Annotated in this window: 9 protein-coding genes and 1 tRNA gene; 2 read left to right on the top strand and 8 right to left on the bottom strand. The window is 58.4% G+C overall.

Annotated features, from left to right (window positions below):
• Positions 1–1213: 1213 nt before the first annotated feature.
• The 7 genes from LU196_RS05545 to LU196_RS05515 all read right to left on the bottom strand — a co-directional run bounded on the left by LU196_RS05545 (position 1214) and on the right by LU196_RS05515 (position 11465).
• On the bottom strand, positions 1214–2995 hold the full coding sequence (locus LU196_RS05545) for a thiamine pyrophosphate-requiring protein (RefSeq protein WP_232759656.1): 1782 nt from the start codon (positions 2993–2995) through the stop codon (positions 1214–1216).
• Positions 2996–3133: 138 nt separating this feature from the next.
• Positions 3134–3979, bottom strand: coding sequence for a GNAT family N-acetyltransferase (locus tag LU196_RS05540; RefSeq protein WP_232759655.1), 846 nt, complete (start codon positions 3977–3979; stop codon positions 3134–3136).
• A 123-nt stretch (positions 3980–4102) separates the two neighbouring features.
• Positions 4103–5062 carry an HTH-type transcriptional regulator Cbl gene (gene cbl, locus LU196_RS05535; RefSeq protein WP_232759654.1) on the bottom strand — a complete coding sequence of 320 codons (960 nt, stop codon included), beginning with the start codon at positions 5060–5062 and terminating at the stop codon, positions 4103–4105.
• 1563 nt (positions 5063–6625) lie between these two features.
• On the bottom strand, positions 6626–7543 hold the full coding sequence (gene nac, locus LU196_RS05530; RefSeq protein ID WP_232759653.1) for a nitrogen assimilation transcriptional regulator NAC: 918 nt from the start codon (positions 7541–7543) through the stop codon (positions 6626–6628).
• Positions 7544–7978: 435 nt separating this feature from the next.
• Complete coding sequence (locus LU196_RS05525; protein ID WP_232759764.1) at positions 7979–9001, bottom strand: ABC transporter permease; 1023 nt, start codon at positions 8999–9001, stop codon at positions 7979–7981.
• A gap of 23 nt (positions 9002–9024) precedes the next feature.
• A complete protein-coding gene (locus LU196_RS05520; RefSeq protein WP_232759652.1) occupies positions 9025–10509 on the bottom strand; it encodes a sugar ABC transporter ATP-binding protein in 1485 nt (494 codons plus the stop codon).
• 32 nt (positions 10510–10541) lie between these two features.
• Positions 10542–11465, bottom strand: a complete 924-nt coding sequence (locus LU196_RS05515; protein WP_232759651.1) for a sugar ABC transporter substrate-binding protein — start codon at positions 11463–11465, stop codon at positions 10542–10544.
• 508 nt (positions 11466–11973) lie between these two features.
• On the opposite strand from LU196_RS05515, the gene LU196_RS05510 reads away from it, so the two are divergent.
• Positions 11974–12049, top strand: a tRNA-Asn gene (locus LU196_RS05510).
• A gap of 68 nt (positions 12050–12117) precedes the next feature.
• Here LU196_RS05510 and LU196_RS05505 read toward each other — a convergent pair.
• Complete coding sequence (locus LU196_RS05505; RefSeq protein WP_232759650.1) at positions 12118–13923, bottom strand: DNA/RNA non-specific endonuclease; 1806 nt, start codon at positions 13921–13923, stop codon at positions 12118–12120.
• A gap of 106 nt (positions 13924–14029) precedes the next feature.
• Here LU196_RS05505 and LU196_RS05500 point away from each other — a divergent pair, with 106 nt between their 5' ends.
• On the top strand, positions 14030–14671 hold the full coding sequence (locus LU196_RS05500; protein WP_232759649.1) for a TetR family transcriptional regulator: 642 nt from the start codon (positions 14030–14032) through the stop codon (positions 14669–14671).
• Positions 14672–14701 lie beyond the last annotated feature (30 nt).

The raw sequence follows: 14701 nt of genomic DNA, 5'->3' as shown, positions 1-14701 counted from the left end.
AGAAGGTGGGCCAAGGCGTTGGCGGGGCGCTGCGGGTGTCCGGCCCGCAACGCCGGGAGTTCGTGAGCGGGTTCCGGCCCGCTCAAGCCGGTAAGGCACCCGGCGGGTGCCGAACGCTGCCCGCTGCGCGGGGGCCCGCCGCTCAGCCGGTTTTTAATTGCGCGGGCTCGCGCGTTGACCGCTGCGCTGGGCTGACCCTGAGCGGGTTCCGGCCCGCAAAGCCGGTTTTTACTGAACCCTGAGCGGGTTCCGCCCGCTAACCGCACGGCAGTTCCATCCGCCCCGCTGCGGCGTACGGGCAAAGGGCCGATGGGCGCGGCCCTTTGCAATCCGCGCCCTGCGCCAGCCTCCGCTGTTCCCTCACTCCGCCGCAACGGCCTCACGGACCGCGCGGATTCGCCATCCCTGGCTCATTCCGCCCTCTCAGCGGCATCCCTGCCGCTTCGTCCTGGCCGTCACGCTCCATTCGGCGCTCCGGATGGCGCTCAACACCGCCGCCTGTAAGGGCCTTTTTCTTTTTTCTGTGTGGTGTTGCCTGGGGGGCCGTAAACGGGTCTGCGAAGACAGTGGCTGGCTGGAAAAGACAGAAGACAGACATTAGAAACGGCTTCTGGTTAACACTGCGCGGGTGGGAGGTTGCTTAAAAGTCTTTTCAGCAACGCGCTGGCGTCTAAAGACCAAAAACGCGAAAAAAGGTTGTTACTTAACGCAGCGCGGTCTGGGTGGTACTTAAAAATCTTACAGCCACGCACTGGCGTCTAAAGACAAAAACACGAAAAAAGGGTTTGCTTAACGCAGCCCGGTGCGGATGTACCTTAAAAATCTTCCCGCCGCGCGGCGGCTGCGAAAAACATAAAAGATCCACAGCGAGGTTTGGTAGCGCCATCCCCACTCGCTGAACGAGTGAGGCCTTCCAGGATGAGCCGCATGGATGCGGCGAGAGGCGGCGTTGAGCAGGAGCGAATCGACGCCGGTCCGTCAGGAAGGCTGAGGGAGTGAAGGCACCGCGCAGCGGCGAGTGGGGCTGGCGCAGGGCCGGGGAGTGCAGAGGGCGCGGCCTGGCGCCCTCTGCTCGGTCGCCGCAACGCGGCAAAGGCACCTGCCAGTGCCATGGCGAACGAAATTTGCACCGTGCTAACGCCAGTGAGAAAGCAACGAGCCGCTGCCTGCGGCAAAACCTCCGCCACGGCAAGTGGCTAAAACCGCCCCTCCCCTATTTTTTGCCGCCGATCAGCTGACTCGCGGTATCCCCGATGACCTGCGCGATGCCGCGATCCCCTTTCACCATGGAGGCCATAAAGGCTTTCGCTTGCTTCAGGGTAATGTGCGGCGGCAGCGGGGCGACTTCAGGATCGGTTTTAACCTCCAGCACCACCGGGCGGGTGGCGCTGAGCGCCTGCTGCCACGCAGCGGCAAGGGCGTCGGGCGTATCCACAAAAATGCCCTCCAGCCCCAGACTCTGTGCAAAGCGGGCGTACGGCACATCGGGTAGCTGCTGGCTGGCCTCAAAGCGCGGGTTGCCCTCCATCACGCGCTGCTCCCATGTCACCTGATTGAGATCCTGATTGTTGAACACGCAGACAATAAGACGCGGATCGGCCCACTGCTGCCAATATTTCTGGATAGTGATCAGTTCGGCGAGGTTGTTCATCTGCATCGCGCCATCGCCCACCAGTGCGACCACCGGCTTGTCGGGCCAGGCAAATTTTGCCGCGATGGCAAACGGCACCGCCGCGCCCATACAGGCCAGCCCGCCGGAGAGCGTGGCGCGCTGTCCCTGCTTAACGCGGAAATCACGCGCGAACCAGTTAGCGCAGGAACCGGAATCTGAGGTCACAATCGCGTCTTCCGGCAGCAGCGGCGACATCTCCCATACCACGCGCTGCGGATTCACCGGATGCGCCGGGGCCATGGCGCGCTTCTCCATCAGCGCCCACCAGTCGCGCACCTGCAGGGCAATCTGCGCCTGCCACTGACGATCGGTCTGCTGGGTAAGCAGCGGCAGCAGCGCGCGCAGCGTCTCAGCGGCGTCACCGTGTAGATTTACCTCGCAGGGGTAGCGCAGTCCGAGCATGGCCGGATCGATATCGATTTGCACGGCCCGCACTTTGCCTTCGGGCGGCAGGAATTCCGTCCACGGAAAGCCCGTGCCGATCATCAGTAAGGTGTCGCATTCCTGCATCAGATCCCATGAGGGTTTGGTGCCGAGCAGGCCGATGGTGCCGGTGACAAACGGGGCGTCGTCGGGCAGCACATCTTTGCCCAGCAGCGCCTTGGCAACGCCCGCGCCCAGCGTATTCGCCACCTGCACCACTTCTACCGCCGCGTGACGCGCGCCGGCCCCAATCAGGATGGCGACCTTACTGCCTGCATTGAGCACCTCGGCCGCACGGCGCAAATCGTCCTCGTAAGGCACGATTTTCGGGCGTTGATAGCCCGGCCCGGAATGGGTAAAACCGTGCGCATGCTGCGGTGGCTGCCAGGGTTCATCTTGTAAATCTTTCGGTAAAATCAGCACCGCGACGCCGTTCTGCGCTTTGGCAATCCGCACGCCGCGATCCACCAAATGCTGAACCTGCGCTGGGGCAGCGGCTTCCTGCACAAAGTTCGCCACATCGGCAAAGATGCGATCCAGATTCATCTCTTGCTGGTAGCTGGCACCGCGCGCGGTGGTCTCCGCCTGTCCGGCAATCGCCAGTACCGGGGCATGATCCATTTTTGCGTCGTAGAGTCCGGTAAGAAGATGGGTCGCGCCGGGTCCGCCGGTCGAGAGGCAAACGCCCAATTCGCCGGTAAATTTGGCGTGACCTGCCGCCATAAACGCAGCCATCTCTTCATGACGCACCTGAATAAACTCAATGCCTGCGCCAGCTTTATTCGCGCGCTGTATCGCGCCCAGCACCCCGTTGATGCCATCGCCCGGATAGCCAAAAATGCGCGTGACGCCCCACGCCTGTAAGCGTTCCACAAAAAAATCACTGGTCTTTTTACTCATCGTCGGCGCTTCCTGTTGCAGTCGGTTAAGACTGTTAAGGGTAGCCGACGCTGCGCATCTTACAGGCGCAGCGGCAATTAACGCGGGGATTCGCGCGATGTCAGACGTGTTAGCTGCACGTTCGCCCGCGTTTCGTTTTTATCCCATCGCCTGGCTCATCAGGCCGAATGCCTGCATCCCACCGACAGGGGGTTGCCACGGCGTGCCGTACACCATCATGCAGGGGCAATCTACCTGCGTCATGCCCAGATCCGCCAGCCACGCGGCCAGCGGCAACGCGGCATCGGTATCAATACGCACAAACTGGCCCTGCACGGCGGGCATTAAGCCGGCGATGAGCGCCTGCGCCTGTGGGAGATCGCGCGCGATAATCGGTCCGATTGACCAACCGTGACCAAAGCGGCGCAGGCTGGCAAATCCTTGTACCTGCTGCTGCGCATCCTCCAGCAGCACGGTGCGGTGCGCACGCAGTAGCTGCTCAATCAGCGCCGGGCGGTGCAGCCCGTGCGCCTGGCAATCGCACGCGGTTAAAACGTCTGCGTCCGCTGCCTGTGCCGCACGCAGCGTATTGCCCGCAGGCAGCGTCAGCGGCGGCAGCGTGGTCAGCGCGCGCGTTTGATACTGCAAAATGGTGCCCGTCTCCACAAAGCCCAGCTGGGCATACAGCCCTTTGCCCATTTCCGTGGCGTGCAACCGCAAGGTGTAGCCTGGAAAGCGCGCCATTATTGCCTGCATGAGCTGCCTACCAATGCCGCGCCCGCGAAACGCCGGATTGACCAGCACCAGCCCGATGGTGGCGGCCCGCTCGCCCCAGCGCCAGCCGAGCGCGCAGCCCGCAAACTCACCGTGCTCTTCCGCTACGACGCCTTCTGCCAGCGCGATAATCTGTTGCCAATCTTCGCGACGATGCGGCCAGTTAACCCGCTGCGTTGCAGCAAAGCCGTGTTCAATGTCATCCAGCGTAATGGTGCGGAGGGTGATCATGTGCAGCTCCTTGATGTCGACACCTGAAAATAGAAATTTTATACGGTGCTTGTCGCCATAAAGCTACGCATGCGCGCGGGAAAATCGGCAAGACGCGGTGCGGCACCAGGTCGCCGCACGCGGTTAGATTTGAAAGTCGAGCGCCGGTTCCTCGGCGGTATCGTAGGAGAGGGCCTGCCGCTTGATCTCCTCCAGCGACAGATTGGCATTACACAGCTCAAGGAACTGCCAAACGTAGTTTCGCTGCAGTTGGCCTCGCTTTAGGCCAAGCCAGACGGTATTCGCCTCAAACAAATGGCGGGCGTCAATTTTGACCAGCGCTTCTCCGTCGTGGATATCACAGGCTTGGTCAGCGAGCACGCCAACGCCTAAGCCCAGCGCCACATAGGTCTTCACGACGTCAGAATCCTGTGCGCTCAATACGATATCCGGCTTAAGTCCGGCAGCCTGAAAAGCGCGGTCCACGCGAGAACGTCCGGTGATGCCCTGTCGATAGGTAATCAAGGGAAACGCACTCAGCCCTGAGAGCGTGACCGGCTGGTGTTCCAGCAGCGCGTGATCGCGCGGCACCAGCAGTGAATGGTGCCAACTGAACCACGGAAACGCCGCCAAACTGCCGTTGGTCGCTAACTGCTCAGACGCAATGCCGACATCCGCCTCCCCGGCCAGCAGCATGGCCACAATCTCCTGCGGCGATCCTTGGTTAAGTTCAAGCCTGACGTTGGGATAAAGCTGGCGAAACGCTTTGATCACGCGCGGCAAGCTGTAGCGCGCCTGCGTGTGGGTGGTGGCTATTGTCAGTACACCGCTGGTTTCATTGGTGAACACATCCGCCAGACGACGGACTTTACCGGCCTCATCAAGGATGCGTTCAGCAATGGTCAGCAACGCCTTACCCGGTTCCGTCATGCCTAACAGGCGCTTACCGCGTCGGATAAAAATTTCCACGCCCAGTTCATCTTCGAGATCGCGGATATGACGACTGACCCCGGATTGTGAGGTAAACAACGTGTTCGCCACTTCTGTGAGATTAAAGTCGCACCGCGCCGCCTCGCGTATAATTTTAAGCTGCTGAAAATTCACGTTCTTTCTCCCCTTTCCCCCGCTATGTTTGGTTCATGTTATGAAGTTAGTGTGAGTGCAACAAATAATAAAAAACCGTTTGTTATGATAAATAGGAATAACGAACCAGGGCGATGGTGGGGCGCTGCGGGGGCCGGGCCGCAAAGCCGGTTTTACTGGACCCTGAGCGGGGTCCGGCCGCTCAGCCAGTATGGCTATGAGCGGGTTCCAGCCCGCTATGCCGGTATGACTATGAGCGGGTTCCGCCCGCTAACCCTGCGGGAGTTGCAGCCGCCCCGCTGCGGCGTACGGGCAAAGGGCCGGTTCTGAGCGGGTTCCGGCCCGCTATGCCGGTATGACTATGAGCGGGTTCCGCCCGCTAACCCTGCGGGAGTTGCAGCCGCCCCGCTGCGGCGTACGGGCAAAGGGCCGAGGGCGCGGCCCTTTGCAATCCGCGCCCTGCGCCAGCCTGCGCTGTTCCCTCACTCCGCCGCAACGGCCTCACGGACCGCGCGGATTCGCCATCCCTGGCTCATTCCGCCCTCTCAGCGGCATCCCTGCCGCTTCGTCCTGGCCGTCACACTCCGTTCGGCGCTCCGGATGGCGCTCAACACCGCCGCCTGTAAGAGCCTTTTTCTTTTTTTGTGTGGTGTTGTCTGGGGCGCTGTAAGCAGGTCTGTAAAGACAGTGGCTGGAAAAGACAGAAGACAGAAGGTTTCTGGTGAACACTGCGCGGACGGGATGTGACTACCCGTCTTTCAGATATGCAGTGACGGTAAAAGATATAACAACAAAGAAGGGTTTTGCTCAACGCAGCGCGGTCCGGATGCGACTTAAAAGTCTTAAAAGCACGCGACATTGGCTAAAAAAACAAAATAAAAAAGGGTTTTGCTTAAAGCAGCACAGCCTGAACGCACCTTAAAAATCTTCCCGCCGCGCGGCGGCGGCGAAAAAATCGTGGCTTGCAGCGGGGGTGTGAAGCGCCATCCCCACTCGCTGAACGACTGAAGGCTTCCAGGACGAGCGGCATGGATGCCGCGAGAGGCGGCGTTGAGCAGGAGCGAATCGACGCCGGTCCGTCAGGAAGGCTGAGGGAGTGAAGGCACCGCGCAGCGGCGAGTGGGGCTGGCGCAGGGCCGGGGAGTGCAGAGGGCGCGGCCCGGCGCCCTCTGCTCGGTCGCCGCAAGGCGGCAAAGGCACCTGCCAGTGCCATGGCGAACGAAAGTCGCTCCGTGCTAACGGAAAGGCACTCTGCCGCTGCCTGCGGCAAAAGCACCTGCCAGTGCCATGGCGAACGAAAGTCGCTCCGTGCTAATGGAAAGGCACCCTGCCGCTGCCTGCGGCATAATCATCTGCCATTGCTATGGCGAACGAAAGTCGCTCCGTGCTAACGGAAAGGCACCGTGCCGCTGCCTGCGGCGAAGGCACCTGCCATTGCCATGGCGAACGAAAGTTGCACCGTGCAGCGAGGAAGCTTCGCCGCTGCCTGCGGCATAAGCCCGCCACTGCCTGCGGCAAAAGCGCCGCCACAGCCCGTGGCAAAAACCCTCTGCTGCGGCACCCTCCTCGCCTGCGGCGTTTCCCCTATCCTACGAGCATCAGCTCGCGATCCTCTACGGCGGGCTTATTGAGCAGCGACAGCAGGATATTTTTCACTGCCTGCGCCGACGGTGACAGCGGCAGACGCGCGGAGAGGTTCAGCGACAGAGGGAGATGAAGCGACGGGCTGTTGATACGCGCCATCCAGGCATGGGTCGAGCTAACCAGCGCGCGGGCGGCGGATTCCGGCAGCACGGTGACACCCATACCGCTCGATACCGCTGCTGTTAGCGTGGAAATGGATTCAATTTCACCGATGATTTTGGCGCTCAAACGGCGCAAAGAGAAAGCTTCGTCCACGCGCTTGCGCACCGCGCTGTAATCTCGCGGCAGGAACAGGCTCATCTGTGCCACGTCAGCCAGATCGACAGTGGTGCCCGGACAGGCCGTAGCCCCCACCAAATAGAGCTCTTCCTTCATCAGTGGAATACTGTTGATGCCCGCAGTGGGCGCGCGGTCGTAGAGCACCGCCATATCCAGCTGACCGTTCATCACTTTGTCGTTCAGCGAACTGCCGCTGTTTTCATGCAGGTAAACCAGCACGTCTGGATACTGCTCACGCACGGTTTGCAGCAGCGGCATGGTCAGTGAGGACGCCGCCGTGCCAGGCGCGAGACCAATAGAAACCTGTCCGTTCAGTACCTGGCCTGCGTTAATCACGGCGGTTTGCGCTTGTTCACACTGGCGCAGAATGGTACGCGCATGGGTATAGAGAATTTTGCCCGCTTCGGTCGGTGTCACGCCGCGCTTGGTGCGGATCAACAATTGCTGATCGAGTTCATTTTCCAGCGTAGCAACCTGCTGGCTGAGCGCAGGCTGCGCGATATGCAGCACTTCAGCAGCTTGCGTCAAGCTGCCGATATCGACGATTTTCACAAAGTATTTCAGTCGTCTTAAGTTCATGTTGCCTCCATCATTCTGGAAATGCCCGGGAAGGGGTTCGGCCCACTGGCGTATGTCAGATATGTTGCAATATGCAGGCCAGTTTTTTCCGACGGAAACAGGATGTAAGACAGAATATTCCTAACGGCCCGAAAAATAAGCCATTCTGATTACCTCTCAGGAGGTAATAAGCGCAGGCGATAATCACAGCACAGCGTAACGGCCGGTCGCTGCACTCTCACGGTGCAAAGCGTGCAAGGCAGGCGTGCAAAAAAGTGATGGATGAGAGGCGATAAACGGTGCAGAACGCGCAAAAGCGCGCATAAAGCCAACAAAGTGCGGATAAAAAAGCCCAAGAAAGAAAATCGGTCAGCCAGAAATCTTATTGCTGAGCACAGAAAAAAGCCCGTGTTTTCCTGCGCGGAAAACACGGGCTTGGACAGTGGACCCACGTCGCTAACGCTTTTTGCGGTTGCGATGCATATCGATGGAGACGGCCGCCACAATGATGATCCCTTTGATGATGTCCTGCACGTAAGCATCGACGCCAACAAAGGTGAAGCCGCTCTTGATCAGCCCCAAAATCACCGCGCCAATCAAGGTGCCGGTAATCCGCCCCACGCCACCCATCAGGCTGCTGCCGCCGATCACGGCGGCGGCAATCGCATCCAGCTCGTAAGCCATGCCCATGCTTGACTGACCGCTGCTGACGCGCGCCGCCAGGACTACGCCCGCCAGCCCAGAGAGCGCCCCGGCGATGGTATAAACGATGATCAGATACTTGTTGACGTTAATGCCAGAGACTTTGGCTGAGGTCATATTACCGCCGATGGCGTAGACGTATTTGCCATAGCGCAGGTGTTTCAGCGCGATATGGAATACAAACGCCACCACGAGGAAAATGATCACCGGCATGGCACCCTGACCAATCGAGGTGAAGCCATCTGACAGGAAGCTGATGGGATTTCCTTGGGTGTAATACTGCGCCAAACCGCGCGCCGACACCATCATACCCAGGGTGGCGATAAACGGCGGGATGCCCGTTTTGGTGATCAGTACGCCGTTCACTAAGCCACACAGCAGCCCAACGCCAATGCCTGCCACGATGGGTACCACCGCAGGCAGATTCACCAGTGAAGGATACATGGGCGTGAGGCTGTCGGACGTCTGCGCCAGACTGGCCGCGACGACCGCGGTCAGCGCGATCACCGACCCCGATGAGAGGTCGATCCCGGTGGTAATAATCACTTGAGTTACCCCTACGGCGATAATGCCGATGATGGCAACCTGCAGCACAATCAGCACCAGGCGGTTGGTGTTAAGCAGGAAAGACTGATCGCGAACGTACCAGCCAGCGATTTCGAAAATCAACGCAATGCCCACCATCACCACAAAGATGCCGGTATCTTTTGGCAGCTTGTGGCGCAGGTTAGCGAAAAAAGAGGTCTGGTCAGTGGCCTGCGGGGCCGTGGCTTTCACGTTACTCATAGTTGTCTCGCGCCTCACTCGGATGCCAACGACAAAATGGTTTCCTGGTCGGCCTCTTCTTTATCGAGGATGCCGGTTATACGCCCGCCGTGCATCACCATCACGCGATCGCTCATGCCAAGGATCTCTGGCAGTTCCGACGACACCATGATGATGGCCACACCGCGATTGGCCAATTCGCTGATTAAGCGATAAATTTCCGCCTTCGCGCCCACGTCGATGCCGCGCGTCGGTTCGTCCAGAATCAAGATCTTCGGCTGCGCCAGCAGCCAGCGTGCAATCAGCACCTTCTGTTGGTTGCCACCGCTAAGGTTGTTGATGATCTGATCCATGGTGGGGGTTTTGATGTTGAGTTTGCGGATTTGCTCCATACAGTCCTGCGCCATTTTTACGTGGCTCACAAACCCGCTTTTGCCGATGTAGTCCGGCATGTTGACAATACTCATGTTCTCCATAACCGACAGCACAAGGAACAGCCCCGACTTTTTGCGATCTTCAGTGAGGAACGCCATGCCCTTTTCGATCGCCGTAGAGGGCGAATCTATCGTCACTGGCACGCCATCAATCAGAATCTCGCCGCTGTCGAAAGACTCCATGCCAAACAGGCTTTCCATCACTTCACTGCGCCCTGCCCCCACCAGTCCGGCGACGCCAAGAATCTCGCCTTTGCGCACGCCAAAGCTGATATCGGTAAAGCGATCTTTGCAGGTCAGGTTGCGTACCGTCAGCACCTCTTCACCGAGGGTGCCGTTGAATTTCGGGAACAGCTGCGTCAGTTCGCGTCCCACCATTTGGGTAATCAGCGACTGCCGGGTAAAGGCGGTGGTGCTGTTGCTGCCCACCCACGTGCCGTCACGGAAAATGCTGATTTCATCGGTGATGGCGAAGATCTCATCCATTTTATGGCTGATATAAATGATGGCTTTGCCCTGCGCGCGCAGGTCGCGAATGATGGTAAACAGATGCGCCACCTCGGTTTCGGTAAGCGCCGAGGTGGGCTCATCCATAATCACCACATCAGCGTTCCAGGAGACCGCCTTGGCGATTTCCACCATCTGCTGCGACGCAATGCTGAGCTCACCGACTAGCCGATCCGCTTTCAGCCGGATATTGAGTTTATCCAGCAGCGCCTGCGTCTGTTTATTCAGCAGCGCGTGATCCACGAAACCGAATTTCATCGGTTCGCGGCCCAGCCAAATGTTTTCCGCCACCGTCATGTAGGGAACGAGGTTAAGCTCCTGATGAATCATGGAGATACCAGAACGGAGCGCGTCCATCGTATCCTGAAACTGCACTGGCTCACCCTTAATACGGATGGTGCCCTTATCGGGACGGTACATCCCGATAAGGCACTTCATTAAGGTAGACTTGCCCGCGCCATTTTCACCCATCAGGGCATGTACCGACCCCGGCTTGATACGCAGTGAGACGTTGTCGAGCGCCTTCACTCCGGGGAAGAACTTGCTGATGCCTTCGGCTTCAAGCGCAAAAGCGGTCATACGTCACCTCCAAACAGCTTTTGGGGAAGGGATTACTTCTGGTTACGGTTCTCGAACTGCGCCATGTTGTCTTTGGTGATCAGCTGGTAAGGAATGTTGATCACGCGTTCGATTTTCTCGCCGTTGGCCAGCTTAACGGCCGCTTTCACCGCACCTTCACCCTGCCCTTTGGCGTCCTGGAACACGGTGGCGACCATTTTGCCGTTTTTCAGCATTTGCAGCGCATCGGGGGTGCCATCCACGCCCGCGATCAGAATGTGGTTTGGATTTTTGCCCAGCGCCTGCAGCGCACCAATGGCCATTTCATCGTTATTAGACGCAATCGCCTGGATATCGTCACCCGCGGTCATCCAGTTACTGACGACGTCTACCGCATCATTACGGGTAAACTTGGCCGTCTGTTTTTGGACCACTTTGATGCCTGGATATTTCGCCACCACGGCTTCAACGCCCTTGGTGCGATCGCGGGTGGACTCATTCGCTAAATCGCCCATTAAGATCGCGACGTTGCCTTTGCCATTCATGGCTTTCGCCAGCGCTTCCATCTGCAGGCGACCCGCCAGCTCTGAGTCCGAACCGACGTAAGCCATTTTGCTGGTCAGTTCGCCGGCCGGTTTACGGTTAACGAACACCAGCGGGATATTGGCTTTGGTGGCCGCATCCATGATCGGTTTCACTGCGTTGGTGTCTACCGGGTTGACGATAATGGCATCCACACCCTGACCGATGAAGTTTTGTACCTGCTGCAGCTGTTGCGACACGTCGCCTTTGGCATCCTCAACCTGGCCTTTCACGTTATCGGTCTGCATCTCTTTCTGCATTGCTGTACGCAGAATGGTGAGGAAGTTGTCATCAAACAGCGCCATCGACACGCCTACCTGAAGATCTTTTGCCATCACCGCTGCCGGTAACATGCAGGCTATCAGGGAAGTCACTAACGCTTTTTTGAATTTCATAGGGCACCCTTTTTATACGTTAACGTGCGCAGCCTGACTGAGAAGACGAATGAAAAATATCTTTTACATTCACCCAGCGCCGCTGGCAGGATTTATGTGTTTATGGAGGTAAGGCTTCTGGTTAAACGCTCTTTTTTCACTGCATGCTTTCACTTAAACTTTTTACTTATCAGAAATTTATTCTCGACACCGTGTTTTACGCGATAAAACGCATTTCGGGCGTCAGCGTAAACAGTTCATTTATTTCATCGGTACATCATTTGAAATTTTCATCATAAAAGCACTGAAACGCTTGTTTTAAAATCAGCAAATAACAAAACTTTGACACGCCTCTAACATCTCAAAGGAATTGCCGTCGAATTGCGATCCTGTCGGCAGTTTACAATTTGTGCGCTCAAGCCTTAAAAAACACCATGTTGCTGTTTTTGCGCGCACTTAAACCGGAAGTGTGCGATCGGCCTTTGACATCGCTGCCGGGCATCGCTACTATTCGCCTCGTTCACACGATTCCTCTGTAGTTCAGTCGGTAGAACGGCGGACTGTTAATCCGTATGTCACTGGTTCGAGTCCAGTCAGAGGAGCCACATTTAGAAAAGCCCGCTCAGGGAAACCTGAGCGGGCTTTTTGCATTCTGCCTGTCGCGAATCGAGGCTTAGAGCAAATCCGTCCATGCCATCACCAGCTGCGCTGGCAGCGGCTGCGTCAACAGCGTCGCGTCCGGCTGCCAGCTATCCCAATGGCGAAACGCGCTGAAATTGAGCCCGGTCAGGCTCTCCAGCGCGCTGACCGAAACGCGGTATTCATCAACATTGGGCACCGCTTCCGGCTGCAGGGCTGGCAACACGCGGCGCGGCTCATCCAGTAGCGCATCCTGGCTCACCAGCAGCGCGGTGGCCTGCGGCGCGCCCTGCGGCCCAATGCGCAGCACCACTTTCCAGAACATCAGCGGCACCGATAAGTCGCCGTACTGGCGTGCCCGATCGTTCAACACTGGACCGGTCAATACGCTTATTTGCTGATGCGTTTTTAGCACGCCAAATTCGAGAATATAGCGCTCAACGCCCTGCCAGTAAGTGAGGCTTTGGTTGAAGCGAAAGTGCTGCGGCGAACAGTTGGTAAAGTGAAACGTATCTTTATTGGCGCGCACCGCTTCCGCCGCGGTGCCCCACGTGGGATCGCTGCGGCGAGTCAGGTGGCCGCGATCGAACCAGCGGCTGAACGCGCGATAAAATGCCTGCCCGGTGACATAGCGGCTGTCGATGCGACTGTCGTCGACCCAGCGATCGCCCTCCGCCAGCAGTGAGGGCTGGCCGCTGCCGCGGTCAATATTGATATAGCGCGCACCGTCAATGTTGGTGGCGGTGAAAAAAGCCAGTTTGCGTTCCGCGCTCATAAACAACGAGAAGTGCTCGTAATCGAGTCGGGCTTCCGCACCGGTGCGGCCATCACGCAGCGGTGCCACGTCGGCTGCACGCGGCGCGATGATGTCGGCCAGCGCAATCGGCGTATCGCGCAGAAAATCGGCCTGATAGCCCGTACGCGCCGCGAGGTTTTCGTCACGCGGCGCGGTCGCGGTACCAGACGCGGGCGTAAACGCTGCGCCCACGCCGGTTAACGCCTGCATGAGCAGTGCCTGCTGCGGTGCGGCCAGCGCGGCCAGCTCGCCTTTAAGCCAGTCAACGATCGCGCTGAGGCGGATGCCCTCGTTGACCCATTTGCCGCCCTCCTCGACGGCACCGTGATGCAACGCCACCAGCTGCCAACCGTCATTAAACACCGGTGAACCAGAGGAGCCGGCGTCGCTATCGGTCTCGTAGTGCAAAAACTGTTCATGACGTGCCAGCAGCGCGTTATTGCGCAGCGAGAGCTGCTGTGGCGCACCGCCGGGATGATGGATCAAGTTGAGCGGCATGCCCAGCGCGTGCTTATCGTGACGGTCATTGAGCGCGAGCGGCAAGGGGTCTTCACCCACGCGATCAAGCGCCTCGCCCAGCGCAATCAGCGTACAGTCGAGCGCCTCGGTGGGGTTGCTCAGCCAAAAGCGCTCGGCATCGACGGTAAAGCGCCGCCCCGCTATCACGCTGCCCGCCTCCCCCTGACGGAAGCCAAATTCCACGGTGATGCGTCCCGGTGCGGGCGGATCCGACAAGACATGATGATTGGTGACCAACAGATTGCCGTGGATTAAAAAACCGCTGCCTTTGGGCACCCCGTCTTCGCGGATAAGCGCCACCGCGCGTGCTGCCTCCAGCCCCTGCTGTAAGAAAACCACCGGCAGCCGGTCGTCGGTATCGATGATAACGCCTTGTCTAACGCGTTGCTGAAACGCATAGCGCTGCGCCCGCTGCTTATCCGGTTCTGCGGGCTGGTCGTGGGCCAGCGCATCGCGCGTCTGCTGTCGTTGCTCGGCGGTCAGCGCCAGCCTTGCGGCGATGGACGCGTGCGGGGAGGTATTCATTGGCATCTCCTTGAGGACGGGGTGACTTTAACCATAGCCCGCCGCGCGCGCGCCGCGTGTGACAGCTGTGTTACCATGCGCGTTTTAACGATCTGTCACGAGCGCTATGTCGGATTCCCCTCTAAAACGCAAAAACGATCCGGAAGGATTAAAGAAACGCATCCTCGCGGGCGCCCTGAAAACCTTTGCTGAATTTGGCATGCAGGGCGCGCGTCTGGAACAGATTGCCGAGCACGCGCAAACCACAAAGCGCATGGTGGTGTATCACTTTGTGAACAAAGAGCAGCTGTATATCGCCGTGCTGGAGCAGGTCTATCAGGCCATTCGTGAACATGAGAGCGGGTTGAATCTGGCGGTCATGGCGCCAGAGCAGGCGATGATTAAACTGGTGGAAGCCAGCTTTGATTATCACGCCGCCCACCCCGATTTTATGCGCCTGGTCTGTACCGAAAATTTACTGCGTGGTCGCTACATTACGCAGTCCTCGCGCATTAAAGCCATGAACAAAAGCGCGCTGGATCTGCTCGACGATATTCTCACGCGCGGTCAACAGCAGGGCGTATTTCTGGACGATCTCAACACCGTGGATGTGCACCGCTTGGTGAGCAGCATTTGCGTACACCATGTCGCCAACCGCTACACCTTTCACTATCTGTTTACCCCCGACGACAGCGAAGCGGACAGCCTGCGCCGTAACCGCCAGCTGGCCGTAACGGCGACGCTGCGCTACCTCAAAAAACATCAATAACCTTTAACTTGCAGGGCTATCCTGCAAGTT

The sequence above is a fragment of the Pantoea sp. Mb-10 genome, assembly GCF_021272205.1.
Classification (GTDB): domain Bacteria; phylum Pseudomonadota; class Gammaproteobacteria; order Enterobacterales; family Enterobacteriaceae; genus Pantoea.
This window is presented reverse-complemented; position numbering and strand designations above follow the sequence as displayed.

Excerpts from the sequence above, each read along its gene's own strand:
- LU196_RS05545 (WP_232759656.1), bottom strand. The coding sequence starts at position 2,995 with ATGAGTAAAAAGACCAGTGATTTTTTTGTGGAACGCTTACAGGCGTGG.
- LU196_RS05540 (WP_232759655.1), bottom strand. The coding sequence starts at position 3,979 with ATGATCACCCTCCGCACCATTACGCTGGATGACATTGAACACGGCTTT.
- nac (WP_232759653.1), bottom strand. The coding sequence starts at position 7,543 with ATGAACTTAAGACGACTGAAATACTTTGTGAAAATCGTCGATATCGGC.
- LU196_RS05520 (WP_232759652.1), bottom strand. The coding sequence starts at position 10,509 with ATGACCGCTTTTGCGCTTGAAGCCGAAGGCATCAGCAAGTTCTTCCCC.
- LU196_RS05515 (WP_232759651.1), bottom strand. The coding sequence starts at position 11,465 with ATGAAATTCAAAAAAGCGTTAGTGACTTCCCTGATAGCCTGCATGTTA.
- LU196_RS05505 (WP_232759650.1), bottom strand. The coding sequence starts at position 13,923 with ATGAATACCTCCCCGCACGCGTCCATCGCCGCAAGGCTGGCGCTGACC.
- LU196_RS05500 (WP_232759649.1), top strand. The coding sequence starts at position 14,030 with ATGTCGGATTCCCCTCTAAAACGCAAAAACGATCCGGAAGGATTAAAG.